Here is a 2,138-nt window from a genome sequence, read left to right on the forward strand (position 1 = left end):
TATATGACGGAAGAAACAGCGTAACCGGAATCCTGACTGAAAATGCTAATCTGACGAACAGTTATCAGTATGATCCATACGGAAACCTTACATCAGGAACAGCAGACGGTGTCAATTACTACGGTTACAATGGGGAGTCCACAAATGTAAAAACAGGACTTCAGTATCTGCGGGCAAGATACTATAGCGTAGAGAACGGAACCTTTACAACTGAAGATAGTGATCTTGGAACGACAGAAAATCCATTAACCAGAAACCGTTATGCATATACATCCAATAATCCGGTAAACTATGATGATCCGACAGGACATTCATGGTGGAAAAAAGCAGTGAGTGCGGTGAAGAATGTTGGTAAGAAGATTGTCAATACAGCGAAGAAGGTTGTGAAAACAGTCGTCAATACGGTCAAAAAGGTAGCCAGAACTGTTACAAATGCTGTGAAGCGAACAGCAAAAACTGTAATAAATGCAGTCACACACACGAAGACATATCAATCTGTGAAAAATCGTGTTACAAGCAGTGGAACTTACCAGAAGATCGTATCAAAAGGCAGCAACTTCATCAGAAATGTAGGAAGCGGACTGCAAAAGGCTGGAAAAACATATACATCTTTCCAGTCATATGTAGCAGAACGGAGAGCAGAAATCCGTGCAGAAGTTGTTCGTCAGATGTGTACAACAGCAGACCGTATTTCAGATCAGTTAGGAAAAGTCGACTGGAATGCGGTGAAAAAAGTAGCCATTGGTATAACTGCGGTTACAGTTTCTGGTCTTGTAGTTGCTGCAACAGGCGGTTTGGCTGCAGGAGCAGTTCTGGCAGCATTGCCAGCAATGGGTGGCTTAGGAACGGCGATGGTTTCAGGAGCAGTTATTGGAGCTATTGGTGGAGCTTCATATAGTGCAGTGAATTCAGGTTTGTCTGGAAATAGTCTGAAACAAGTAGCAAAAGATACGTTAGTCGGTGGTATTGCAGGAGCAGTGACAGGTGGCGTTATGGGTGGCCTTAGTTATGGGGCTGGGAAACTTTTGAATGTAGTAAGGAGTGCAGGAAGTACCCATAATGATGGGATTGATAAATCGTTTAAAAAATTAGTTGCAGAAGTAACCGAAACAAAATTGCCAGAAGGCACTTGGGAAAAACCACCATTAGAGCGAGGAGATATTATTGACAAAGCTATGGGAAATAACTTGGGACACAATTTCCCGACCATAGATAAAGTAGAAAATGGTGTTGTGACTAGTGTTAAAAGCCGAGACTTAGGTGCAAAGACTTATCAAAATGGTAATAAATTGGAAAAGGTAATTGTCAAGGACATTAATAAAGTTTCAGGATTTATAGGAGAAACATTTAATGGTAAATTTGTTAATGCGGAAGAAATAGTGGGTAGACAATTACAAGTAGTTGTTCCAAATGTAACATTAAGCGAAGCTCAGATAAATGCAGTTAATAATGCTACAAAACATGGTATTGATAAAGGTGTTAAACTCATTATTACAGTAGGAAAATAATAGCAAAGTAAATAGCTTAAGGGGAATATTTTATTCCCCTTAAGTAATAGAGAGGAGAAAACGGATATGATTTCTGTATATTATAATCAAAAATATGGTTTCTTAATTGTGCCTAATGCCATTGAAAGGTTTATGGGATGTTATATTTCTATCGAACCTACAATTGAAATTATGGCTGAAGAAACAATAGATAAGATAGGCTGTGCAATTAGAAAAGGAATAAAAATTGCAGAAAGTTCCCCAAAAGTAGACGAATCTCAATTAAACAATTTTTGGAAACAAACAAAATATAAAAGTTTTCCAACATTTTCCAAGAATTATCAAAGAATTGATTTGAAACAAAATGGAGATGAATTAGAAATTAGAAGATGGGAACGGAATAATAGAGGGGGATATTCGCGAAAAACGGAAGAAAAAGATGAATTAGAAATTAGAAGATGGGAACGGAATAATAGAGGGGGATATTCGCGAAAAACGGAAGAAAAAGATTATATTAATTTTATAGAAATGTCGGATTATGAATTGGGCTTGTTTATAAAAAAAATGTTTGAACCATGTGAAATTAGAATTGATGAAACAGAAAGATTTCCGGCTGGCAAGAATCCCGTCAATCACTTTGCTGCGGGCTTC

General features: G+C 37.7%; 2 protein-coding genes. Both read left to right on the forward strand.

What is annotated here, in order from left to right; translation table 11 throughout:
* Positions 1–1,508 (forward strand): RHS repeat-associated core domain-containing protein (locus DXB52_RS15545; protein ID WP_472520542.1); only part of this gene is annotated, 1,508 nt, incomplete at its 5' end.
* Positions 1,509–1,574: 66 nt separating this feature from the next.
* On the forward strand, positions 1,575–2,138 hold a 564-nt coding region (locus DXB52_RS15550), incomplete at its 3' end, for a hypothetical protein (protein WP_181989235.1).

This window comes from Ruminococcus sp. OM04-4AA, assembly GCF_003462585.1.
Lineage (GTDB): Bacteria > Bacillota > Clostridia > Lachnospirales > Lachnospiraceae > Mediterraneibacter > Mediterraneibacter faecis.